The organism is Kangiella geojedonensis (assembly GCF_000981765.1).
Classification (GTDB): Bacteria; Pseudomonadota; Gammaproteobacteria; order Enterobacterales; family Kangiellaceae; genus Kangiella; species Kangiella geojedonensis.
On the sequence record NZ_CP010975.1, the window covers coordinates 1,914,295 to 1,937,891 of the forward strand.

The following is a 23,597-nucleotide window of genomic DNA, read 5'->3' on the forward strand; positions in this document are numbered from 1 at the left end:
AGCTTATAACTTACCGCCATAACACCAAAACTGGGGTGGTAATTCCTGCAAGAGTGCCCTAGACTGGTATCAAGACGCTAAAAAGTATAACCCTATGAATTACAAAGAGATTTTCGAGCAGATCAGTGATGAATTAAAGGACTTTGACGAAATTGGTCAAGTCGCTACCTACATTCCTGCGCTAGCTAAAGCCAACCCTAACAAGTTCGGCATGTACTTAGTCACCGAAGAAGGTCATGAATACGATCATGGCGATGTTGAGGAAACCTTCTCTATCCAGAGTATTTCTAAAGTTCTTTCATTAGTCTACGCTTTCAAGTTAGTAGGCACTGACTTATGGAAGCGTGTTGGAGTAGAGCCTTCTGGTAGCCCCTTCAATTCTTTAGTGCAGCTTGAATACGAGCAAGGTATACCGAGAAATCCTCTGATCAACGCTGGCGCTATCGTGGTTTGCGATATTTTGGTCAGCCAATTGAAGGATCCTTACCACGATTTCATCGATTTCGTGCGAGAACTGGCCGGTAATCCCTCAATAGATTACTGCAACGAAACCGCCCAATCAGAAAAAGAGTGTGGTTTTAAAAACAACGCCCATATCAATCTTATGAAGTCTTATGGCAATATTGAGAATGATGCTGAGGAAGTACTCGACTTCTACTTCCACCTCTGCTCAATTGAAATGTCGTGTAAAGACTTAGCCCAAACCTTTATGTTCTTAGCCCGTGGCGGCAAGAACCCTCTAAACAATAAGCGCATCTTAACCGCTCGTGAAACCAAGCGGATCAACGCCATCATGCTACTGTGCGGCTTTTATGACGAAGCCGGTGAGTTCGCCTTTAAAGTCGGCCTACCTGGTAAAAGTGGTGTTGGTGGTGGCATTGTCGCCATCTATCCCGACCAATATAGTGTTGCCGTATGGAGTCCCGGCCTAAACACTAAAGGCAACTCAAGCAAAGGTATTAAAGCGCTAGAGATCTTCACCACCATTACTCAATCCAACGTTTTCGGGCCATCGCCTATCTTCGACGAACTAGAGTACGAATAAAAAGCCATGAATTCGTAACATAACCGTAGTCAATCTCTCACAAAAGCTTCATCGAAAACGTCTAGTTTCATTCCAGTAATTATTATTAAATAGCAACTGAACCGACGGAATGGTTCTGCTCTTAAGGACGAGAGTATCAGGGACACCTCAGGAAGAGGTCATTAAGGAATGTCTCAGGAAGAGACTCTACTCTAAGGAAAGAAAGCTCAGGATGAGCATGTTGATGAAAAGGGAATGGCACAGGATGTGCTACTTCCCTTTCAACATCCTTCTCAGTAGCAAACTCAGTAACAAAATCTAATGGATACAACGGAAACAACTAAAAGGACTTTACTATGGCGATCAAGCTTATTCAAAAATACCAAGGCTGGTGGGATTCTAGCCAAAACCGCGGCCACTTCTGGTTTACCTATTACGATAATACTCGCGAAAGAAGCGTCTACGTCAATGCTTCAGAGTTCCAGATCATGATGGACATGCTAAGAAACGAAAAACCTGTCTACGGCGACCATACCCGCGCCCTAGTCACCACCCAATCTGAAGAAACTGGTGAAGAAGAATCCTGATCGAAACCATTGTTGAAATCATAGTTAACTTATTCTTATCAGTTTTACTTCAGTGTAACAGCCAGCGCAGTCTTCTAACCAAGACACTTAACTACCCCTAGTAACCCTTCGCGCTGGCTTTTTTTAATAATTATTCAACACTCCTTTGATAAAATCCCTATTTGCTAAACCAAACCTGCTCAGGCACACTAATGACAATCTAATAAAGCCTACTCTGTCATGAGCAACAGACAACTCGAACACACCGATCACTTAGAAGGCCAAGACAAGAAAAAGAAAAGCAAGCGCCAGATCAGTCTACTGGCACACGACATTACCGTACCCATGAACGTCGGCAGCCTTTTTCGTATTTCTGACGCCCTCGGCATTGAAAAAATCTACTTATCTGGTGAGACTCCAACGCCACCCAATAATAAAATCCGCAAAACCTCACGCAGCACGGAAAAATACGTGCCGTTTGAAACAATAGAAAACCCAGTTGAAGTAATACAACAATTAAAACAAGAAAACTGCTTAATCATCGCCTTAGAAATCACCAGCGACAGTATTCCACTACAAGAACTAAAACTAGAACAAGATCAGAAAGTTTGCCTAGTTCTAGGCTCAGAAAATACTGGAGTCAGCCAAGAACTCCTAGAACTATCCGACATTACCACCCACATCCCCATGCTTGGCAAAAACTCCTCCATGAATGTCGCAACAGCCTGCGGGATAGCGGTGTATGGACTTACTTCTTAGACATTAGTGACTAATTTCGACAATATGGAGCCTCTTAACTCGTACTTCTCCAAATGGATCCAAAGAAACCTCTTTTAATACCAAAGCTTTGACTTGTGATTTTGTCATAGACGAAATGTACTCAATTCTGTCTTGGTCACCAACTACTGAGAAAGGATAATCTCCTTCAATAATTTCTCCCACGCCTATAACCGTTAATTTTCCAACATTACTTCTCTTGTTAAAATCAAAAATATCTCAAAAGATTGGCACAGGCTCCTTTTCAATATGTGTAGGATTATCAAATATAGACTTCTCGTTATCACGCAACTGAATCTCTGGATTTTCAGCACTTCCCATAGAGTAGTTTGTTACAGCACCCTTCTTCAATTTATGATTCAAAGCTCTCCAGTGCTCAACCGAAGCTTCAGCTATCTGGTAAACAGGACCGTTATAAGTGTTATGAATATCACCATTGTGCACAGTCAGTGTCGAATCATCATTAGCTTGGTATACCGGCTTTTCCCCTTTCTCAGCAAGTTTATAAACAAACTTTAAAAGCTCCCAGCTTTGCTTAGTAAGTTCCCATATATCTTTTGAGCTAAAAGTTGCTAGTACGGGAATTGTAAGCTGAGCAACATCGTAAATTATTTCTAAATCAGTCTCTAATGAGCCATGCTTAATATCAAACGTTTTTAAGCAAAAAACTTCTCGGTCACTTTTAGTGACTTTACTGCCTCCTGATAGAACTAAGTAGGTTTTATCAAAGATGGCTTGAACTTCACTCAAAGATGATATCGCAAGAGGCAAAGGAATTCCTTGCTCGAAAGTAGGCCCCTCCATTTTAAATTTAAAATTGCTCATTATTCCCTCATATCTATTTAATATAGTTTTCTATTAGCCTAAACAACTCCAAGTTAAACTACTAGTATACAAGCACATGCTCAAGTCTGAACCTTGCGTCCAATTCCCTTAAAGTTAGCCGAAAGAAGAAAAGTTATAGCCCAATTTAGTCAAAACGAGACAGGATGTCGAGTTTGACGGCGCGTGAATAACTTTTATGAATGAGGGAAGCCCGAAGGGCCTAACTATCTGGGGTGCCCTTTCTTTTGGTTCGTTTTTCCCTAAAGGGATTCCCTTCGGTCGCTTAGGCATGCAAAGAAAATGAACATCAAATACTCATGGGGTAAACAATAAACCTAGGTTTACAACACTCGCGAAAAAGACTCTGGATTCCGTATCAAGTACGGAATGACAAGAATAGAAAATAAGAAAAGCTGGCCGATAAGCCGGATTCTGTCGTGGACAGTCATTCGTCTAGGCCATCAATCACTCGATGGCTCCAGCAACCTACCCGGTTCCAACGCGAGCAACGCCGTACGGAACCCTATTTGGTCTTGCTTCGGGTGGGGTTTACCTCGCCGCTAGCTGTTACCAGTAGCGCGGTGCGCTCTTACCGCACCCTTTCGCCCTTACCTGTGAACTTAGCGAACTAAGAACCATCGGCGGTCTTCTTTCTGCTGCACTTGCCGTCGGCTTGCGCCGCCCAGGCGTTACCTGGCACCCTGCTCTGTGAAGTCCGGACTTTCCTCTCCCTATGAAGTCATAGGCAGCGACTGTCTGGCCAGCTTTGCAGCAAGTTTAGTCTTCGCACAAAAAAAGGCAAGGAAAACTTAATTTCCTCACCTTTTCGGGGCAAAACATTTAACTTCTGGGTTAGCTTTTTCCCAGCGTGTCCTCAAACCATTCGCGGAACATGCGTTTCTCGTAATAGAAGCCTTCTCTGTAACGCTTCCATGTTTTTTCATGATATAAATAATTCATGTCTTTAATTTTGGCATCGCCTTCTTTAATGACGTTACCATCAGCTCCTGTCAGCTTATAACTGAACTCCATGCGCGGAAAGTAGAGCTCTTTCATGGTGCGAATATTACGAGTGCCTGTCATTTGAACATGTCCAGCCAAATCTAGGTCTTTGATTTCAATTGATAAAGTCTGACCTTCTGGTAATTCTTTACCATATTCAGTAAAAAACTTATCAAAGCTTTCTTTTACGCGTTTATGGAAGGTGCCTTTTGGCTCAGAAGCCGCACGAACATCTCGATAATCATCGAAATCTCCCCACTCAACCTTAATTCCTGCTTTAGATTGAGCTTCGTCATTACTTGCAAAAGAAGCACCAGCAAAACTCAACGCTAAGGCACCAATGACACTGACTAGAATGTGTTTGTAGCTTTTCATAAAACCTCCGCTTAATCTGCTTTTTGCTGTAACGCCCACTGATACAAGTCTTTCTTTTTTGCACCTGTGATTTGTGCCGCTAGCTTTGCCGCCTTGTTTGGCGGTAGCTCTGAGATGAGGTGAGCCATGATATTTCGTGCTTCTTGGCTTATCTCATCACCGACAGACACTTTCGTTACACCTTCGACCATTACCACAAATTCACCTTTTTGTTGGTTCGGGTCGTTTATAACCTGTTCTAGTACTATAGACGAAACACCGGACAAAATAGTTTCAAAGTTTTTGGTTATTTCTCTCGCAATAACCACATGCCTATCACCCATAACCTCGCTTAAATCCTTCAAACTGTCGGCGATACGGTGCGAAGATTCATAAAAAACCAACGTTTCTTTATGCTCTGAAAGGGCTTCATAGCGTTCTTTTCTAGCCTTTGACTTCGACGGCAGAAAGCCCCAAAAGCTGAAACTGTCGGTAGCTAACCCCGCAACCGATAATGCTGAAATCAAGGCGCTAGCCCCTGGAATAGGACTAATTCTAAAACCTTTTTGGCGTAAGCCTCGAACCAGTTTAAAGCCTGGGTCACTGATTAATGGCGTTCCCGCGTCGGAAATCAGGGCAACCGATAAGCCATCGTTCAGCTTCTCTGCAATCTGCTCAATGCGCGCTTCTTCATTATGCTCATGCAATGAAATCATGGGGGTCGTAATGTCATAGTGAGACATTAGACGTTGACTGTGCCGCGTATCTTCAGCGCAAATTAAGTTAACCTGCTGTAAAGTTTCAATGGCTCGATAAGAAATATCGCTGATATTGCCAATAGGCGTAGCTACAACATACAAGGTTCCAGCATCTGCTTGGAACTGATTGATATGTTGTGAATTTTCCTTGTTAGAATCTGTCAAATCTACCATTGGTTCTTTGCCTTGTTGCGCCCTAGAGCTTAGAATATAACGTAATAAAGTCTTGAGAATGGAATTATGACAAAAAAGTCCTTTAACAAGAACCTATCATTAGCGATTTGTAGCTTTTTAGTAGTTTCCTGTGTCACCACGAAACCTCGTTCTTCGAGTTCAGATGATGGTATACGTGACCGTGTCGCACAATCGCCTGATTTCTATTTACAGCAAGCAGAACAACAGACTGGTACTGCCCAAGCGCCCTTTAAGCTTAAAGCCGCGATTGCTTATCAGGAAATGGGGAACCCAGCAGAAGCCTATTCAGTGCTGAGGAGTTTTCAGCCAACAGAACTGCCAGCCGAACAACGCGATGGGTATAACTTATTGTTGGGCGAAGTTGCTCTAACGCAAGATAAACCTTTTGAGTCTATTCGTGCGTTACAAGCTATCGGCAACCCTCAAGATCACAGTCAAAACTGGCAATCTCATTACGCTATTACGCTAGCAGATAGCTTAGCCGCTAATAATCGCTTGGCTGATGCTGCCGTCACTCGCCTTGAAGCATCATCACTATTTAACGATTACCGTATCGCAGAACAGCAATTCGACCGAGCATGGCAAGAACTGATCGCTTCTCCTGTTGGTGCCATCGAGCTAAAACGCTCACGCGCTTCGGATCATCAGGTACTCGGCTGGTTAGACATGGCCATTATTCGTCACCGTTACATGCGTAATGCATCAAACATGTCTACGGCTATGGACGAATGGTCTCAAATTTACCCTGACCACCCTGCTATTAATTACCTTGATATGAGCCAAATGGGCTCATTCGACTTTACAGCCGTAGCGCCAACCAAGATTGGCTTGTTCGTTCCGTTATCAGGAAATTTAGCACCTGTTGGACAGTTAATTCGTGATGGATTCATGGCTGCCTACTATGAGCAACCTAACCGCGCTGAAACTGCCGATGTTGTTGTTTATGATACGCATGGTATTGATATTCAAACTCTCTACCAACGTGCTTTTGAAGAAGGCGTTGATTTTGTAGTCGGCCCACTACTTAAATCCAATATGGAAGATCTAGCTGCTCAACCGAGCCTACCGATCCCAACGCTAGCTCTAAACCGACTTGATTCAAACTATGCGCCAAGTAACTTTTTCCAGTTTGGCCTACCCATTGAAGATGAAGCGCGACAAATTGCTCGCCATGCCATGCGTCAGGGACAAGATCGCGCCTTTATCATTAATGCCGACGCCTCGCTCGGTAAGCGTGCTGTAGAAGCCTTTACACAAGAGTTTGAGCAGATGGGTGGCTACATTGTTAAGACCGCCAACATTTCACACAACCAAAACGTTAAAGCCGCTGTAATGGCGATGCTGGGTGCTGATCAGGCGGAAAAACGTGCACAAGATTTACAGAACTACCTCAATATTCCGATTGAGGCAAGCGGTCAAGGCTCTGCAACCGCGGACTTCATTTTCCTCATTTCAAAAGTTGATAAAGCCCGCATAATCAAGCCTTACCTTAACTACTATTACGCGTATGACTTGCCAGTGTACGCCACATCAACGGTTTATGAAGGCTATACCAACCCAACGCGTGACAATGATTTAGATGGTATTTCCTTCACTGACGCTCCTTGGATGCTTGGTAGTACCGAAGCAATTGAAGATAGCCGTCGCCGTATGAAGCAATTGGTTCCAAACTCGACCAATAGCTTGGCACGCTTTTTTGCGTTAGGTCATGATGCCTATGCCATCATTCCGCAACTGCCAGAGTTTGCTCAAAGTCCGAATCACGGTATTGAAGGCTTATCGGGATATCTTACGATGGATGCCTACGGACAATTTGTTCGCCAACTCGCTTGGGGGATGTTTCGTGGCGGCCAAATGATACCTTTGCGCTCGACAGGACTCAACGAAGGAACTGAACTTTAAAAGACTGAACAGTCAAAGATACAATCAAGGATTGATATGCTTGCACGTACCAAGGGGGATAAAGTCGAGCGTTTTGTGCTGAAATACTTAACAGGCCAAGGGCTCAGACTAATAGAGCAAAACTTTAATACACGCTACGGCGAAATCGATTTAGTCATGCTCGACAAGTCAACGTTGGTTTTTGTCGAAGTAAGATTTAGAGCTAAGTCGTCCCACGGCTCTGGAGCCGAAAGCGTGGATTATCGGAAACAACAAAAAATCATCAAAACGGCGCATGTTTTCCTGCAACAAACAAAAAATATGCAACAACTCAATTGTCGTTTTGATGTAGTTTCCGTAACATTACAACACAAACTACTATCAGCCGACTGGGTACAAAATGCATTCCAATTACACGGCTGGTGAAAGACATTAGGCTATCTATGATAGAACGTATACGCGATATTTTTACAGAAAGCATTCAAACTAAAATTGCAGCAGCTGACTCTCTCCCTGAGTCTATTGCAAGCGCAGGGCAAATCCTTGTCAACTCACTATTGGCCGGTAATAAAGTCCTCAGCTGTGGTAACGGCGGCTCAGCAGGCGATGCGCAGCACTTCTCCTCTGAAATGCTTAACCGTTTCGAGCGTGAACGCCCTAGTCTACCAGCTATCGCACTAACCACTGATACTGGAACGCTAACGTCAATTTCGAATGATTACAGCTATAACGACGTATTCTCAAAGCAGCTAAGAGCACTTGGTCAACCGGGCGATATCTTATTAGCGATTTCGACCAGCGGTAATTCGCGTAATGTGATCAATGCCATGGAAACTGCGCTCAGTAAGGATATGCTTATTGTCGCCTTAACAGGTAAGGACGGAGGCGAAATGGCAGGGCTTATGGGACAGAATGATGTAGAAATACGGGTTCCATCTAACTCTACCGCCAGAATACAGGAAGTTCACTTAGTAGTGATTCACGCTTTGTGTGATTTTATTGATAATTCTTTATTTGGTACTGAGGCTTAATACCATGATTTTAACCCGAATTTTGCGCATCCTTAGTCTTATCACTGTGACTATATTTATCTTACCGGCTTGTACAACTTTTGGCACTATGGCTGAAGATAACAGCATTGAAAGTCGTGTTTATACCATTACTGATGCTATTGAAGCCAAAAACAAGCCTTCGTTTATTGGTGTAGATAGTCACAATCTTTACGTCTTAATCTACGGCCAAGTCCCTTCTGAACAAGTGAAAGCCCAAGTATCAAGCGAAGTAAAAGGTATCCCAGAAATACGGAAAATATTTAACGAGCTTCGTATCGCTGATCCAGAAAAAGTTAGCACCATGTCGGATACATGGATAACCACCAAGGTTAAATCCAGCTTAGCGGCCGAGAAAGGTCTCGATTCCAAACGTATAAACGTGACTACAGAAGCTGGCGAGGTATTTCTGATGGGGCTTGTCACCCGTGAAGAAGGCGACAAAGCAGCCCTCGTTGCCCGCAATATCTCAGGCGTTAAAAAAGTGGTAAAAATATTCGAGTACATTAATTAGTATTGACGTTACTGTTATAAAAAAGCCCAGCATATGCTGGGCTTTTTTATTTCTATGGCATTAAAAGCTATTTCACGACTTTTAAATTAGGTCTGCCTTTTGGCGGTGTCGGTGGCTCATCATCTGGACCATCACTATTATCGCCATGATTATTATCATCACTTGACTGTGGGGCATCGCCTTCGCCATACATATTGGGCGAAAACATAATCCCTTGATCGTTCTCTCGCGCATAAATTGCAACGATTGAATTCATCGGGATATAGATATCCAATGATTTACCGGAAAAACGAGCACTAAAGCTCAAGTAGTCATGATTCAGTTCAAAGTTGGCAACCGCTTCTGGGGCAATATTGAGAACAATCTTGCCATCATTTGCGAATTGCTGAGGAATATTAACTTCTGGGTGAGAGCAGTCGACTAAGACTTGTGGTGTCCAGCCATTATCAATCATCCACTCATAATAGGCGATGAGAAGGTATGGCTGTAATGGCGTGGAATCCGCCATTACATCAAGCCTAATTTCATTTCACGTTCTTCTTCGGTCAAACTGACTTTGAAAGATTCACGCTCAAAGATTTTTTCCATATATTCGTGAATAGCTTTGCTACCGCGACCACTAATTTCAATACCTAATTGATCAGCACGCCACAATAATGGAGCAATGACGCAATCAACTAGTGAAAATTCTTCACTCATGAAGTAAGGGTTGCTTGCAAACACTGGAGATAAGCCCAAAATGCTTTCTTGAAGCTCTTTACGGGCTTTCTTGGCTTTAGCCTCAGTACCATTCACAATGATTTCGTACTGGCTGTACCATTCTTTTTGAATGCGGTGCATCATCAAACGGCTACGGCCACGAGTCACAGGATAAACCGGCATCAGTGGTGGATGTGGAAAACGCTCATCCAGGTACTCCATTACGATGCTTGCTTCATACAGCACTAAGTCACGATCGATTAGCGTTGGCACTGACCCATACGGGTTCAGATCCATCAAATCTTCAGGGACTTTATCTGAAGTCACTTCTACCACTTCATAATTAACACCTTTTTCCGCCAGCACAATACGTGCTTGATGACTGTAAACGTCATTGCCTGAATAAAGTGTCATTACCGAACGTTTGGCAACTACGGCCATACTTTTTCTCCTAACAGTAAGGGCCTCTAAGGTGAGGCCCATAAAACCGAATTACTTCTTCTTGATATCTTTCCAGAACTCTTTCTTCAAGAAGTATGCTAATACCAGCAAGATCAATAAGAACAATAAAGACCATAGGCCAATTGCCTTACTTTTTAGTTTCACTGGGTTAGCGGTATACGCCATAAACGCTACCAAGTCGCGAACCGCATGGTCGTACTCTTGTGGCGTCATGTCACCTTCTTTAACGATAGTGAACATTTTGCCTTCACGAGCCAGCTTCGCATATTCTAATTCAGCGTCATGCACTTCTTCTTCGATTAAAGCAATCTCTTCTTCTGCTTTAGCAACTGCCTCAGCAGAAGCTTCTGCATCGTTAACCGTCGCTCTTAGAACTTCCATGCGAGACTTGCCAGTAGCGATAGTATCTTCAACTGCCACTAACTCGTCACTTTTCGCCTGAAGCCCCTGAAGGTCAGATAGCACGTGTGGCATACCGACGCTTGGGAAGACCGTGTTGTTAACGCCGAATGGACGTGAATCATCTAGGTAGAACGCTCGAAGATAGTTATACACCCAGTCATTACCACGAACACGGGCTACTAAAGAAAGGTCCAGTGGGTTAACACCAAACCACTTCTCCGCAAGCTCTTTGTCCATAGCTTTATTCATGGTGTCGCCCAGCTTGCCTTCACCAAGAATAAGCTCTGATGCTTGTTCTTCAGTTAAGTCAAGATCTTGAGCAATACGTGAATAACGCACGTACTCCATTGAGTGACAACCTTGGCAATAGTTAACGTATAACTTTGCGCCGTTTTGGATCGACGCCTTATCACCATAATTAATATTCGCCTTATCGTTCGGATAAGTCGTTCCACCACCCGCAGCAAAAGCGGTTACAGGTAGCAGGAATAAAATAGCTGTAATTAACTTTTTCATTTGTCTGTTACCCTCTCTGGTACTGGCTTAGTCTTCTCAAACTTCGGTAAGAACCAAAGAGCAATAAAGAAGAAGAAGTAGTAAGCCGTACAAATTTGACCCAATAATGCTGTAGTTGGTGTCACTGCAATCACACCTAACACACCAAGGATGATGAACGATACAACGAAGAAGAATAGTAATACTTTAAACGAAGTACCGCGGTAACGAATCGACTTCACTTTCTGACGATCTAACCATGGCAATAAGAATAGAATCACAATCGCCAATGCCATCACGATAAAGCCACCAAACGGATCTGGAACCGCACGCAACATCGTATAGAACGGCGTGAAGTACCAAACTGGAGCAATATGCGGTGGAGTCTTAAGTGGGTTCGCCGGCTCAAAGTTTGGACGCTCTAGGAAGTAGCCGCCAAAATCAGGAGCAAAGAACACGATGCTTAAGAAAATCATCAAGAAGACCACCACACCCACAATATCTTTCACTGTGTAGTATGGGTGGAATGGGATACCGTCTAGCGGAATACCGTTCTCGTCTTTCTTCTCTTTAATTTCTACGCCGTCAGGGTTATTAGAACCGACTTTATGTAGCGCCACAATGTGTAAGAACACCATCGCAACCAGCGCTAAAGGTACAGCCACAACGTGTAGTGCAAAGAAGCGGTTTAGAGACGCTAATGACAGCGTAAAGTCACCACGAATCCACTCAACCAAGTCAGGACCAATCACTGGGATAGTACCAAACAGGTTAATAATTACCTGAGCACCCCAGAACGACATCTGACCCCATGGCAATAGGTAGCCCATGAACGCTTCAGCCATCAAAAGGACAAAGATGATCATACCGAAGATCCACACTAGCTCGCGAGGCTTCTTGTATGAACCGTAGATGATGCCACGGAACATATGAAGATAGACCACCACGAAGAACGCAGAAGCACCGGTAGAGTGCAAGTAACGGATAATCCAACCCATGTCGACATCACGCATGATGTACTCTACAGAGGCGAAAGGCTCGCTCGGGCTGTAGAACATGGTTAACCAGATACCGGTTAATAATTGGTTCACTAGAACTAGAAGTGCTAAAGAACCGAAGAAATACCAAAAGTTAAAGTTTTTTGGTGCGTAGTATTCCGCTAAATGCTCATTCCAAACTTTAGTCGCTGGGAAACGTGCATCAAGCCATGTCATGAAACTTTTAAACATTAGGCACCTCCATCTTCGCCCACAACAATTACTTTATTTGTTGTGTCGAGTGCATAAGGTGGGACTTCTAAGTTCGCGTTTGCTGGAACGCCCGCGTAAACACGGCCAGCTAAATCGAACTTAGAGCCATGACATGGGCAGTAGAAGCCGCCTAGCCAATCATTTTCAAGCGAACCTGCATCAGCATAAAGCGTTGGTGAGCACCCTAAATGCGTACACAAGCCAACGGCAACGAAAATTTCAGGCTCAATTGAGCGAAATTCGTTTTTACAATAAGCCGGTTGTTGATCAGCTTCTGAATTTGGATCAGCAACAATACCTTCGCTTTTAGAAATGCTACCAAGCATTTTCTTGTCACGACGGATAATCCATACAGGCTTACCACGCCACTCAACAGTAATCTGCTGACCAACTTCAAGCTTGCTATATTCTTGCTCTACTGGCGCACCGGCCGACTGTGCTTTCGCACTCGGTGCCCAGGAACGTACAAAAGGTACAGCCGCACCAATCACACCAACCGCGCCTACTGCTGAAGTAGCCCCGATTAGGAGATTCCTGCGTCCTTTGTTAACGCCCTGATTACTCATTCGAATAGTCTCCCCACGAAGAAAACCCATCTGTCAAAACAACAGATGGGACAAAATCAATATTGATAAATAAACTGCTCAAAACCGTTAAAGAACACACACGGTGTCAGTGGCAGGTTACTGGGCGCATATCTTATAGGAAATGTGTGGTTATTACAATGTGGTCAGACCAGATGAGGTTATTCTAGGAATGCGAATTGGCAAAAAACTAAGCTTTTGAAAATAAAGCAATACAAACAAAAACACCCGCCAATAGGCAGGTGTTTTGCAACTCGACAATTCTCGCTCTTGGAAAGAGCGGCGTAAAATTAACGCTTAGAGAACTGAGGACGTTTACGTGCTTTGTGAAGACCAACTTTCTTACGCTCAACAGCACGTGCATCACGAGTAACGTAACCCGCTTGACGTAGTGGTGCGCGAAGCTCTTCATCATATTCCATAAGTGCACGAGTAATACCGTGGCGGATTGCACCCGCTTGACCAGTACCACCGCCACCAGAAACAGTAACGTAAACATCGAATTTTTCAAGAAGTTCAGTCAACTCTAGTGGTTGACGAACGACCATACGTGACGTCTCGCGACCAAAATATTGGTCTAAGCTCTTTTGGTTGACAGTGATATCACCGTTACCAGGACGCAAGAATACGCGAGCTGTTGAGCTTTTACGACGACCTGTACCGTAGTATTGTTCAGCCATGATTTCCTACCTTAAATATCTAATTTAATAGGTTGCTGAGCGGCATGATTATGCTCAGAGCCTGCGTAAACTTTCAATTTGCGGAACATATCACGACCTAATGGGTTCTTAGGCAACATACCTTTAACCGCTTTTTCAATAATCATTTCAGGCTTCTCAGCTTGAAGTTTATTGAAGTTAGTCTCTTTGATACCACCAGGGTAACCAGAGTGACGGTAGTACATTTTGTTGTCCGCTTTGTTACCAGTTACAGTAACTTTCTCAGCATTGATAACAACGATGTAATCGCCAGTATCAACGTGAGGTGTATATTCAGCTTTATGCTTGCCTTTTAAACGGCGAGCGACTTCAGTCGCCAAGCGACCTAATGTTTTGCCTTCTGCGTCGACGACATACCAGTCGCGCTTTACAGTTTCAGGCTTTGCACTAAATGTTTTCATATTCGTTAAGCTCCAAAAAGCCATTTGCACCCGCAAAAATAAGTCATCTAAGACAACTTATCAGACCGCTGACGCTCGCTAGAAGTCAGTCACCAGCCCATAAAAAAGAGCGCAAATCATACAGAACCCGCCCCTATATTACAAGTGGCAGGCGAAGGATTTACTAAAATTATGTTTCGTCTTGGGCAAATTTACGAATTTTCAAACAAATCCTTTCAAAAAGACTTTATTTACGGGGCTTTTAACGCTATAAATAACACTGCGTTGGGAGAGTCAATTTTGCATTGCTCGCCAAGACAGTACGTATTTTAACAGTCAAACAACCCAAGAGGCAAAGGAAAAATGGCAGATAATAAAACTCGCAAGATTACTGCGGTCAAAGAGAAGTTCACTAAAACCCAAATTTTAAACGAAATCGCTGCTCAAACAGGCCTTACAAAGAAAGATGTAGGCGCTGTGATTGATGAATTAGGGATCGTTATCGAGCGTCATATTAAGAAGCGTTCTGTTGGTGAGTTTACCCTTCCAGGCCTATTAAAGATCAGCACTGTGAAAAAGCCTGCGGTTAAAGCACGTAAAGGCATCAACCCATTCACTGGTGAAGAAACGACATTTAAAGCAAAACCTGCTTCAACTGCTGTAAAAGTTCGTCCTCTTAAAAAGCTCAAGGATATGGCGAAGTAATAAGCACTCCCAAAGATTCCTAAAAACCGGCTTTTGCCGGTTTTTTATTGCCTGAACACATGGCTTTAGCTATCTATTAAATCCATCGACTGCGACAATTTGTCACATCCCCATCGCCCACTCTTCCTTCTATAATTCGCGCCGTTGCTTACCAACTGACGAATGAAGTATGAGACACATCACATTATTATTGACTGGCTTTGTAGCCGTTTCTGCTGTGGCAGAAGAGTCCGACGTTTCTAAAAAAATATTAGACACCATGGTTATCACCGCCACCCAGACCAAAACGAAACTAAAAGATCGCTCAGAGTCAATAGGTGTTATCGGAGAACAAACCATTGAAGACACCAACCCAACACATGCCGCTGATACCTTAAATCGTATCGCTGGGGTCAACATCGTTCAGCTTGGTAGTGGCAGCCAGGGTGTTGCAGCTGCCATACGTCAGCCAATTTCCTATGGGCCGGTCTATTTATACCTCGAAAATGGTGTACCGGTTCGTTCGCCGGCATTTTTTAATCATAACTCACTGTATGAAACTAATTTCTCAGAAGCACACGGTGCTGAAATCCTTAAAGGACCTGGCTCTGCACTCTATGGTTCTGATGCCATTGGTGGCGTCGTTAACATCCTATCCAACCAGCCGATTACACACGACCGGCAACAGCTGACTCTTGAGTCAGGCTCCGACGAGTGGCGTCGACTGCAGTTCAAGTCGGATAACCGATTCGAGCAGGACAGCCTTTCTATTCGCCTCGGTGTCATCGATAGCGAAGGCTGGCGCCAGCATACTGCGGTTGATCGTCAGAATGCGCTCATCAACTGGCAAACGTCCGGGTTAGGGTTTGATGAGATAAACAGTCTGTTCTCTTATACCCAGATAGATATGGATACGGGTGGCTCAGGGTTGCGCTATGAAGACTTCATTAACAACAGTCAGCAAGCTGGCAATTTAATCGGTTTTCGTGAAGTTGAATCCTATCGACTGTCCAGTGCGCTGCATAAAGATCTTGCCTCAGGACGCTTAACCATTACTCCTTATGTGCGCAGTAACGATCTACAATACATGGCGACTTGGACCTTGAATACCGGACGCGAAGTGTTTATCCCTTGGCTCGGTCAAACGGTCCTAGACTCACAAGACGCGCACATTAACCATAGTGGGCACGACTCAATCGGCGCACTCCTCCGCTACCAACAAGATTCTGAAGCTCTAAATGGATTCTGGATTGTCGGCGTTGACTTAGATAAAAGTGAAGGCTACACCCAGCAAACTTATATAGAGCGTACTGACAACGATCCAGGCAACTATTGGCTTGCCTATCAAACCGCCGGGCTTTTGTACGATTACGAGGTAGATTTTACTTCGGTATCACCCTACCTCCACATGGAGTCAGATATCACGAACAATCTCAGGGTTAATGCTGGTTTGCGTTATGACAGTGTACGCTATGATTACGACAACCATTTAAGTACCGTCACTAGCGGAAGCATCCATTTACGCCCAGCAGATACACAGTTAAGCATGGACCACTTAAGTCCCAAACTCGGCTTAACCTACCAATGGTCTGATGATTTAAGTAGTTACGTGTCTTACCGCAATGCTTTTCGCATACCAAGCTCTGGACAGCTGTTCCGCTCTGGAAAAACCCTCGACTCAACCAGCCTTAAACCGGTTGTCGCCGACAGTTTTGATATCGGTATTCGCGGTAACCTGACCGACGAGATTAATTTTGAATTGGCGCTTTATCACATGGTAAAGGACGATGATATTGTCAGCCTAACCGAGGCTGATGGTAGTCGCCGCAATGCCAATGTCGGGGAAACACAGCATCAAGGCTTGGAGCTGGGCTTAGACTATTACTTCGCTATGAACTGGCAGCTTGGCTTGTCTTACACCACGTCACGTCACGAATTTAAACAATGGCAAGTCTCCGATAGCGATGATTTCAGCAGAAACCGTATTCCTCTAGCACCCACTCATTACACCAACCTCCGACTCGCTTATATGCCTGACTTTCTTAACGGTGGACGCATTGAGCTGGAAGGGATTGATATGGGAGGTTACTTCGTTGATGAAGCCAATACTGATCGCTACTCTGGGCACAGTTTGCTGAATATTCGTACCAATTATTACTTGGGCGATAGCCTTGAACTGTACCTGAATATTCTAAACGCTACCGATAAACTGTACGCCGAAACCACCAGTAAATGGGGCCCCACTTATACACCAGGCAAGCCAAGGACCGCTTACCTAGGTCTTCGTGTGAACTTTTAACGGTTAATCAATATGAAATCCTCATCACTGCACCTTAAGGCTCACCGCTGGCACAAACGCTTCGGGCTTGCCTTAGCCGTCGTAACAATTATGTGGGGGTTGAGTGGAATCGCTCACCCCTTAATGAGCCGTATCAAGCCTGTTGCACAAGCACAGCTACCGCTTCAAGCTTTGAATATAAGTCAGTTGTCCAGCATTGGGCAGATACTCGAAACAGCTCCTGAGTCCAACGACGCTTTGATCCTAAACCGTCAGGGGCAAGCGCCTGTCATCGCTTTGCAAACAGCTTCAGGCTGGCAGTACCATAATGCTAAAACAGGCGAGCGGCTCCAAAACTTTAAAGACAAGTATTTATCCCAACTTGGCGCCCTCTATGCTGGGCTCGATAAAGAGCAAGCCAAAACGATCACACTAATTCACCAGTTTGATTACGATTACCCTCGAGTAAACCGTTACCTTCCTGCTTATAAGGTCGAGTTTTCCGATGACTTAAACACCACCGTTTATCTCGATGCACAAAGCTTGCAACTGGCCAACGTCAGTAACCAGTACAAGCGTTTCTACACACGGTGGTTTTCGCACCTTCACTCATGGGACTTTATTCCTAACCACACCTTTCGCTACGGCTTAATGATATTAGTGACGTTGTTGTTGTTTTTAAGTGCGCTCTTAGGCGTCTACTTAAGCATTCGACGCTGGCGACAAGGCAGTTTGCACAAAGGCACTAAGACACGCCGCGCCCACCGTTATATTGGGCTAACCGTTTGTTTAGCAGCTTTAGCCTTCAGTTTTTCTGGTGGGTTCCATGCCCTGAATAAGTTGGTCAACGGAAACACAGAGTCCTACAGCCAGAAATCAAGCCCAAAACTGCTATTCAACCCCAATGACTATCGAACCCTTTGGGAACAGTTTGTGGCACATGAGCCGCCAACTAACATTCAACAGATTCAACTCATTGCAGTAGCAGGGCATCCTGTGCTGCAGCTTCATCATTTAACCGAAGCTCCGATACGTCACGGCGGTCATCAACACGGTAAACAAAAGAGATTAATAAGAGGGGACATTAGCTACTTTCCTAAAGAAGTGCTTATCGACGGTCAGCTTGTAAGTACTGGTACGCTATATCTACAGCAGCTCCTTAGTCAAATTAGCCCAAAAGAAATCATCTCGGACTTTCGACTTCAGCCCCACTTTAATCACGAGTATGGCTTTATTGACAAAAAGCTACCGACATACCGCATCGAAACCGAAGAGAGTCTTTATTTTATTGACCCTACGGCTCAATCGTTGAGCAAACAAGTTAGTCAGCAGAAACTTTTAGAAAGCATGAGTTTTTCAGTGTTGCACAAAGCCAGCTTCCTTGATGGCTTGGGTAGAGACATTCGAGACATTATTATAGTGCTGTTTGTATTAGGCATTATCGCCATCACTATGCTTGGTCTGCGCCTTTCACTCAAACGTCGCTCAAAACCTTAAGCCAAGTGTTCTAAAGACAGGTAGTCCTTACTCTGCATTTCTTGCAAACGGCTCAGGGTGCGCTTGAATTCAAAAGCAAGCCCTTTGCCAGTGTAAAGTTCTTCCATCGGCACTTCTGCTGAAATAATCAGCTTTACATGGCGCTCATAGAACTCGTCAATTAAGGCAATAAAGCGACGAACCGCATCATTAAGGGAGTCATCCATTTGCGGTACTTGTCCGACAAAAACGGTGTGATACCCACGTGAGATTTCAATATAGTCCGATGCCGAGCGTTCGGTTTGGCAAATCGCTTTAAAGGTGAACCAGACAACACTGTCCGATAGCTTAACCGTATCAATTAAACGACCATCGACTTTAAGCTTGCAATTATCCTGCCCTTCAGTGGCGGCCAGCTGTTTGAAGTACTCACGCATGTTGGCGTTGGCGGCTTTATCTAGCGGGTAATGATAAATCTCTGCCTTCTCCAGCGTTCTCATGCGGTAATCAATACCCGCATCCACATTTAGAACTTCGCAGTTTTCCTGAATCAATTTAATTGCTGGCAAAAACCGTTCACGTTGCAAGCCATTCCAATACAACCGGTCGGGAGGTATGTTTGAGGTCGCTACCAACACCACGTGGCGCTTAAACAACTCCTCGAACAAGCTACCAAGAATCATGGCATCGGTAATATCCGTTACAAAAAATTCGTCGAAACAGATTATCTTGGCGCGTTCAGCTAGTTGATCTGCAATCTTGACCAAAGGATTCTTTTCACCAGCCAAGGCCTTAAGCTCGTTGTGCACTTCATGCATAAAGCGGTGGAAATGAAGCCTAATCTTTGCTTTCAAAGGCAATACACTGAAGAAAGTATCCATTAGGTAGGTTTTACCGCGACCGACTCCACCCCACATGTACAAGCCTTTTACAGGCTGACTATCGCCGGATAACCAGCGCGTCAACTTTTGCATAAAACCAGACGTAGGCCGTGATGCCATCAAATCATCGTAAACAGTCTGTAGCGCCTTCACGGCTTCTTCCTGAGCTGGATCTTTACTAAAACCGTTGGCAAGATCTTGCTGATACTTTTCGAGAGGTGTCATTAGCGTTTTTCTGGTAAGTGAGGCTTTAGAGCCGACTCCAGCTCTTCACGAAGTTCTACCAGCCGTCCATGGAAAAAATGACCCGCTCCCGACATTTTGATCAATTCTGGTTGTGGCTCCAGTTCATCAATCCAATTAAAAACTGCATCGGGATCGACCACTTCATCGGCATCCCCCATCACCACCAGCCAAGGGCAGTCTGGAATGACAAAGTCATCAAAGCTAAAGCGGTTTACAGGGGGAGCGATAGAGATCAGTTGTTGAGCATTTTGTGCTTTTGCTTGTAACGCAGCGATCCAAGAACCAAAGCTAAACCCCGCTAGCCATAAAGGACGATCAGGATATTGCTCCTGCGCCCACTCAATCACTTTAATCAGATCTTGCTGCTCACCACGCCCCTCATCATACTCGCCCTCTGAGCCACCGACTCCTCTAAAGTTAAAGCGAACAGAAGGAATCCCAAGGCTGGATAATGTTCGTGAAACCGTATGGATCACTTTATTCGTCATTGCCCCACCATGCACCGGATGTGGGTGACAACAAATCGCTATAGCATCACGCTCATCGCCTTCAGGGGCATCCAAAGTGGCTTCGATAGCACCAACGGCTCCGTCAATAATAAACTTGTCTTTGCTCAAAATGATGTAAGGGATAAAGGCTTATGCGGTTATTTTCGCATGTTTTGTACAGTCATGGAACCTAGTAGCTTTGGTCTTTTGGTACTGGGCAAAGCTTTTATCAGACACAAAAAAGGAGCCCCGAAGGACTCCTTGTACTCGTAAGAGCACCATGAATCGTCAGTTACTAAGAAAGTAGCTGGCTATTTATCATCTTCTAAACTGGTTTCTGATTCAGCTTCAACATCAGACTTGATGCGAGCATTTTTCTCTTCCTCAGAAACTTCAGCTTTAGTTTCAGATTTAACCTCAGCTTTCGTTCTTGCTTCTGCTGCACGCTCTTTCGCACGCTCAGCTCTTTCTTTGGCTTCTTCAGCACGCTCACGAGCAGCTTCGCGCTCTTCCTGTGCTTTTTCCATCGCCTTTTCAGTAGACTCTTGCACTTCCAGTTTTTTCTCAACTTCTACTTGGCTTTTTACACCAACCGCTGAAGCGCCAGCCGATAAAGTCATCGCGATAATTGTGGCAATTGCTAATTGTGTTTTCATAATCAACACCTGCTGTTTTATTTTCAAAGTGGACTTTCAGGCTATCTCAAGATGTTCTTATCATCTAGCGATTGGGGCTTAAAAAAGCCATCTTTTACACTTTTTAATAGAATTCAGCGTTTTCGTGAAGCAACTCACAAAACAGCATCGCCTCTAAATATTTTTCAGTATTAACAATAAGTTAGTTATATTTTGTCATGTTCGCCTAGTGGCCGATTATCTTTCACTGTAAAAGAATCACTCCACTCTTTGGCAAAGTCACGCTGCCATTTAAAGTTAATACCTGCAACGATTAACATGGTGATTAGAGCGCCGATACTGGCTAATGCCATATCCTTGTGCGCATCCCAAACATCGCCTTGCGTTCCGAGGTAAGCAATACCTAAGTCACCACCAAAATACTCTGCCGCGCCCCACTCTATCAGCTCAAAGATCATCGACGTCGACATGGTTAAGTCCAATGGTAGAAAGTATCCCCAGAACCCTTTAACGTTGCCCACTCGAACAAACACTTCTCGGATCGGATAAGCAAACAGCAAGCCATACAAAAAGTGAACCAGGCGATCAAAATGGTTTCGCTCCCAACCAAACCAGCTATTCAGCTCAGAACCAAACACTGCCAAGGTCCAGTCATTGTAAGGTACTTTGGCATAAGTGTAGTGTGACCCTATCTCGTGCAAGCACAGAAAGATAAAGATACAGGTATAAGAAATCTTGGATAGAGGAAATACTTTATAGGTGGCAGCAATACCGATAACAAAAAGTACCGTTAATACGTTTTCCAGCATCCAGTCTGCCCTGTCATGCGGGTTTATAGCGCAGATGGTGAATACGATGCCGAAAAGTACCCCAAGGATCATCAAGAAACGCGTATTGTGTGTCATTATTCTACTCGAACTTTGTCTTATAATTTGTGTATCATAAGCGTAAAGCACAGATTTCTGCAATTTTCGCAGAAAACAGACGACGACAAACACTTTGTCAATAACACAGTTAAAAGGATATCCTGAATGTCACCTGTACTTAGTATTATTCTTATCCTAATCGCTGCCGTAGCAGCTTTCTTTATTGGTCGCTGGCATGGACTGTCAACAGGCACCAAAGAGCTGACCAAAGAGTTGGAGTCAAAAGATAAAGAGTTAGACGAGTTGAAATCGGGCGTTGATGAGCACTTCGACGAAACCGCACGGTTATTCTCGAACTTAACCGAAGAATACAAAGCTTTCTATCAACACCTCGCATCAGGTGCGAATAAACTGACCAAGCAAGAGTTTAAAGTTAAGCTCTCTGCTCCTGTCGGGCAAGAAGCACTCCCTTCAGAAGCTAGCGCAGCTGAAGTGATTGATGCTGAAGAGCACCTAAGTAAAGAATTTACTTCTGACACTTCCGATGAAAAACATCATGAAGAAGAATCCTTTATTCGTGAATATAAAGCTATGTCTGATGATGCCATTGAAGCCGAGAATGGCGCCAATGAAAGTGATGGTCTCACAGAAAGTGCCTCATCACCCGACTTGGATATTGAAGTATCGCCACCAAAAGATTGGGCAGATGGTGACATGGACGATGATTACCATCCGAACGATCCTCAGGTAAAAGAGTCAGAGTTTAGCGACCTCGCTAAAGAAGAGGCTAAGAAGCCTAGCGCTCCAGGCTTTGAACGAGACGAAAGTGTCAATGACAAAATAGATAAAAGTGCTGAGTCGCCCCAGAATGAATCAGCAACAAAAGTATAAAACCTGAGAACATCATGAAACTACTCGAATTTATAGGATTCATCGTCAAATATTTATTAATTGGCCTAGGCATCGCAGCATTGTTTATCGTGTTCATGCCTGATCGCTTTTCCAGCCAAGACCAGCAACCAACACAGCAACTCAAACCAATAGCGGACACTCCAAGAACTCAGCATGGCTTTGCTGATATGTTGGCAAAAGTGACGCCTGCGGTGGTCGGAATTAAAGCGCGTTCACAAGCTTTCCCGCTCAATAGCGAAGCTTGTAGCTCACGATTACAGGCCCTGCCTCCAGAAACCAATGCCTGCGCCTTTTTAAACAATGGGTCTGGTGTTTTTATTGATAACAAGGGTCACTTGGTCACCAATGCCCATGTTCTAGACAAAGCATCCACGATTATTGTCGAACTCCAATCAGGGCAGCAGCTTAAAGCTAATATTGTTGGGGTAGACGTGGATTCAGATATCGCCTTAATAAAAGTTGATGCCGAGCCGACTCACTATCTACCGCTTCCAGAAAATGACAATAGCCAAGTTGGTGACTGGGTCTTTGCCATTGGCACACCCAACATGGCTTTTAATCAAACCGTCACTCAAGGCATTATCAGCTCTAAGTTTTTCTCACGCGTCAGCCACTACATCCAAACTGACGCAGCCCTACGTCCGGGCAACTCCGGCGGAGCCCTAGTGAATGCCGAAGGTGAGCTTGTTGGAATTACCTCGCTCAGTACTCAAAGCGAACAAGGCGAGAAGCTTTATCAGAGCTATGCCATTGTCGCTAATAACGTGGCGCATGTTGTCAAACAACTCAAGGAACACGGTCAAGTTCGTCGTGGTTGGTTAGGACTCGATGGTGATATGACCATCAACCTGGATTCCATCAGCTTGGAGCTGGGTTTAACCCCAGAACAAAAGCAACAGTTACAAGATCGCATCAGCCAACTACCGTACGGAAAAGGGATCGTCATCACCGGTATTAATGCAGAAGGCCCTGCCGATCAGGCAGGCTTACAGCCTCTAGACATTATCACCAAGGTAAATGATGAGCCGATATACAATAGTATTGATCTCATCTCAGCGATTTGGAATCTGCCACCTCAAACCTCTGTAGATATAGAGTTTATGCGAGGTGACGACATGCTTAATCAAACCATTAAGCTGGGACAGAGAAGTTGATATCTGATTTTAGTTAACAATAAAAAGGCGCCAATCAGGCG

General features: G+C 44.4%; 26 protein-coding genes and 1 other RNA gene. 12 read left to right on the top strand and 15 right to left on the bottom strand.

The features are described 5' to 3' along the window. Positions 1–94 precede the first annotated feature (94 nt). From TQ33_RS08610 to TQ33_RS08620, 3 genes are all read left to right on the top strand, one after another. Positions 95–1,045 carry a glutaminase gene (locus TQ33_RS08610; protein WP_046561694.1) on the top strand — a complete coding sequence of 317 codons (951 nt, stop codon included), beginning with the start codon at positions 95–97 and terminating at the stop codon, positions 1,043–1,045. A 335-nt stretch (positions 1,046–1,380) separates the two neighbouring features. Continuing rightward, complete coding sequence (locus TQ33_RS08615; RefSeq protein ID WP_046561695.1) at positions 1,381–1,611, top strand: hypothetical protein; 231 nt, start codon at positions 1,381–1,383, stop codon at positions 1,609–1,611. 219 nt (positions 1,612–1,830) lie between these two features. Then, a complete protein-coding gene (locus TQ33_RS08620; RefSeq protein WP_046561696.1) occupies positions 1,831–2,349 on the top strand; it encodes a TrmH family RNA methyltransferase in 519 nt (172 codons plus the stop codon). Between the two features lie 237 nt (positions 2,350–2,586). Here TQ33_RS08620 and TQ33_RS08630 read toward each other — a convergent pair whose 3' ends face one another. The 4 genes from TQ33_RS08630 to rsmI form a co-directional block, all read right to left on the bottom strand. After that, entirely contained in the window at positions 2,587–3,192 is a 606-nt protein-coding gene (locus TQ33_RS08630; protein ID WP_046561698.1) for a hypothetical protein, read from the bottom strand. A gap of 405 nt (positions 3,193–3,597) precedes the next feature. Then, an RNA gene (gene rnpB, locus TQ33_RS11720) (RNase P RNA component class A) lies at positions 3,598–3,960 on the bottom strand. Positions 3,961–4,044: 84 nt separating this feature from the next. Beyond that, the gene (locus TQ33_RS08635; protein WP_046561699.1) at positions 4,045–4,569 is read right to left on the bottom strand and encodes a DUF3016 domain-containing protein; all 525 of its coding nucleotides are present in this window, start codon (positions 4,567–4,569) and stop codon (positions 4,045–4,047) included. Positions 4,570–4,580: 11 nt separating this feature from the next. Then, positions 4,581–5,480, bottom strand: coding sequence for a 16S rRNA (cytidine(1402)-2'-O)-methyltransferase (gene rsmI / locus TQ33_RS08640; RefSeq protein ID WP_084616969.1), 900 nt, complete (start codon positions 5,478–5,480; stop codon positions 4,581–4,583). A gap of 66 nt (positions 5,481–5,546) precedes the next feature. Here rsmI and TQ33_RS08645 point away from each other — a divergent pair, with 66 nt between their 5' ends. From TQ33_RS08645 to TQ33_RS08660, 4 genes are read left to right on the top strand one after another with little or no spacing between them, the layout of a single operon-like run. Further along, a complete protein-coding gene (locus TQ33_RS08645) occupies positions 5,547–7,403 on the top strand; it encodes a penicillin-binding protein activator (protein ID WP_046561700.1) in 1,857 nt (618 codons plus the stop codon). 36 nt (positions 7,404–7,439) lie between these two features. After that, positions 7,440–7,808 carry a YraN family protein gene (locus tag TQ33_RS08650; protein ID WP_046561701.1) on the top strand — a complete coding sequence of 123 codons (369 nt, stop codon included), beginning with the start codon at positions 7,440–7,442 and terminating at the stop codon, positions 7,806–7,808. A gap of 17 nt (positions 7,809–7,825) precedes the next feature. Beyond that, positions 7,826–8,413 (top strand): phosphoheptose isomerase, encoded by a 588-nt coding sequence (locus TQ33_RS08655; protein ID WP_046561702.1) that lies wholly within the window; start codon positions 7,826–7,828, stop codon positions 8,411–8,413. 4 nt (positions 8,414–8,417) lie between these two features. Further along, entirely contained in the window at positions 8,418–8,945 is a 528-nt protein-coding gene (locus TQ33_RS08660) for a BON domain-containing protein (protein WP_046561703.1), read from the top strand. Between the two features lie 67 nt (positions 8,946–9,012). On the opposite strand, the gene TQ33_RS08665 is transcribed toward TQ33_RS08660, so the two are convergent. From TQ33_RS08665 to rplM, 7 genes are all read right to left on the bottom strand, one after another. Further along, positions 9,013–9,453, bottom strand: coding sequence for a ClpXP protease specificity-enhancing factor (locus TQ33_RS08665; protein ID WP_046561704.1), 441 nt, complete (start codon positions 9,451–9,453; stop codon positions 9,013–9,015). After that, on the bottom strand, positions 9,453–10,085 hold the full coding sequence (gene sspA / locus TQ33_RS08670; protein WP_046561705.1) for a stringent starvation protein SspA: 633 nt from the start codon (positions 10,083–10,085) through the stop codon (positions 9,453–9,455). The genes TQ33_RS08665 and sspA overlap by 1 nt, the downstream gene beginning before the upstream one ends. Before the next feature lie 51 nt (positions 10,086–10,136). Continuing rightward, positions 10,137–11,024, bottom strand: a complete 888-nt coding sequence (locus tag TQ33_RS08675; protein WP_046561706.1) for a cytochrome c1 — start codon at positions 11,022–11,024, stop codon at positions 10,137–10,139. Beyond that, positions 11,021–12,232, bottom strand: coding sequence for a cytochrome b (locus TQ33_RS08680; RefSeq protein ID WP_046561707.1), 1,212 nt, complete (start codon positions 12,230–12,232; stop codon positions 11,021–11,023). Before TQ33_RS08680 ends, TQ33_RS08675 begins: the two co-directional genes overlap by 4 nt. Beyond that, the gene (gene petA, locus TQ33_RS08685; protein ID WP_046561708.1) at positions 12,232–12,819 is read right to left on the bottom strand and encodes a ubiquinol-cytochrome c reductase iron-sulfur subunit; all 588 of its coding nucleotides are present in this window, start codon (positions 12,817–12,819) and stop codon (positions 12,232–12,234) included. Before petA ends, TQ33_RS08680 begins: the two co-directional genes overlap by 1 nt. Positions 12,820–13,127: 308 nt before the next feature. Continuing rightward, positions 13,128–13,517, bottom strand: a complete 390-nt coding sequence (gene rpsI / locus TQ33_RS08690; RefSeq protein WP_046561709.1) for a 30S ribosomal protein S9 — start codon at positions 13,515–13,517, stop codon at positions 13,128–13,130. Between the two features lie 11 nt (positions 13,518–13,528). Beyond that, on the bottom strand, positions 13,529–13,957 hold the full coding sequence (gene rplM / locus TQ33_RS08695; protein ID WP_046562410.1) for a 50S ribosomal protein L13: 429 nt from the start codon (positions 13,955–13,957) through the stop codon (positions 13,529–13,531). A 342-nt stretch (positions 13,958–14,299) separates the two neighbouring features. Here rplM and TQ33_RS08700 point away from each other — a divergent pair, with 342 nt between their 5' ends. The 3 genes from TQ33_RS08700 to TQ33_RS08710 all read left to right on the top strand — a co-directional run bounded on the left by TQ33_RS08700 (position 14,300) and on the right by TQ33_RS08710 (position 18,395). Then, on the top strand, positions 14,300–14,641 hold the full coding sequence (locus tag TQ33_RS08700) for an HU family DNA-binding protein (protein WP_046561710.1): 342 nt from the start codon (positions 14,300–14,302) through the stop codon (positions 14,639–14,641). A 169-nt stretch (positions 14,642–14,810) separates the two neighbouring features. Further along, the gene (locus TQ33_RS08705) at positions 14,811–16,919 is read left to right on the top strand and encodes a TonB-dependent receptor (RefSeq protein ID WP_046561711.1); all 2,109 of its coding nucleotides are present in this window, start codon (positions 14,811–14,813) and stop codon (positions 16,917–16,919) included. 12 nt (positions 16,920–16,931) lie between these two features. Beyond that, the gene (locus TQ33_RS08710; protein ID WP_046561712.1) at positions 16,932–18,395 is read left to right on the top strand and encodes a PepSY domain-containing protein; all 1,464 of its coding nucleotides are present in this window, start codon (positions 16,932–16,934) and stop codon (positions 18,393–18,395) included. Here the strand turns inward: TQ33_RS08710 and zapE are convergent. From zapE to TQ33_RS08730, 4 genes are all read right to left on the bottom strand, one after another. Then, positions 18,392–19,480 (bottom strand): cell division protein ZapE, encoded by a 1,089-nt coding sequence (gene zapE / locus TQ33_RS08715; protein ID WP_046561713.1) that lies wholly within the window; start codon positions 19,478–19,480, stop codon positions 18,392–18,394. The two genes, TQ33_RS08710 and zapE, sit on opposite strands and share 4 nt — an antisense overlap. Further along, positions 19,480–20,118, bottom strand: a complete 639-nt coding sequence (locus tag TQ33_RS08720) for an alpha/beta hydrolase (RefSeq protein ID WP_046561714.1) — start codon at positions 20,116–20,118, stop codon at positions 19,480–19,482. The genes zapE and TQ33_RS08720 overlap by 1 nt, the downstream gene beginning before the upstream one ends. 182 nt (positions 20,119–20,300) lie before the next feature. Further along, positions 20,301–20,645: a hypothetical protein gene (locus TQ33_RS11680; RefSeq protein WP_052735262.1), complete on the bottom strand. Its 345-nt coding sequence runs from the start codon at positions 20,643–20,645 to the stop codon at positions 20,301–20,303. Between the two features lie 185 nt (positions 20,646–20,830). Continuing rightward, on the bottom strand, positions 20,831–21,529 hold the full coding sequence (locus TQ33_RS08730) for a DUF2238 domain-containing protein (RefSeq protein WP_046561715.1): 699 nt from the start codon (positions 21,527–21,529) through the stop codon (positions 20,831–20,833). A gap of 126 nt (positions 21,530–21,655) precedes the next feature. On the opposite strand from TQ33_RS08730, the gene TQ33_RS11685 reads away from it, so the two are divergent. Both TQ33_RS11685 and TQ33_RS08740 read left to right on the top strand, forming a co-directional pair. Continuing rightward, a complete protein-coding gene (locus TQ33_RS11685) occupies positions 21,656–22,381 on the top strand; it encodes a ZapG family protein (RefSeq protein ID WP_052735263.1) in 726 nt (241 codons plus the stop codon). Positions 22,382–22,395: 14 nt separating this feature from the next. Further along, positions 22,396–23,556, top strand: a complete 1,161-nt coding sequence (locus TQ33_RS08740) for a S1C family serine protease (RefSeq protein ID WP_046561716.1) — start codon at positions 22,396–22,398, stop codon at positions 23,554–23,556. The last annotated feature ends 41 nt before the right edge of the window (positions 23,557–23,597 follow it).